Annotated in this window: 1 protein-coding gene; it reads left to right on the top strand. The window is 60.0% G+C overall.

What is annotated here, in order from left to right:
• Window positions 1-255: DUF4214 domain-containing protein (locus GM668_RS30440; RefSeq protein ID WP_155442697.1), on the top strand; the 255-nt coding region annotated here is incomplete at both ends.

Here is a 255-nt window from a genome sequence, read left to right as displayed (position 1 = left end):
CGTCGATCGCGGCCGATTTCGCGAAATCGCCGGAATATAAAGCACTGTACGAAGGTAAGTCGAATACCGACCTGATCAAGGCGGTCTATTTGAACTTGTTCGGCCGTGAAGCGGAGCCGTCCGGCGCTGAATACTGGGCCGGGGTGATGAAACAGGGCTACAGCGCGCACGAGACGGTGGGCATGATCCTGGCGGCGGCATCGGCAACCGATAGCCGCGTGGTGGCCAACAAGGTTGACGCGGCCACGGCCTTTA

Origin of the sequence: Pseudoduganella ginsengisoli (assembly GCF_009720865.1) — a bacterium.
Taxonomy (GTDB): domain Bacteria; phylum Pseudomonadota; class Gammaproteobacteria; order Burkholderiales; family Burkholderiaceae_D; genus Rugamonas; species Rugamonas ginsengisoli.
Note: the sequence above shows the minus strand (reverse complement) of the source record. Positions and strands in the feature narration are given on the sequence as shown.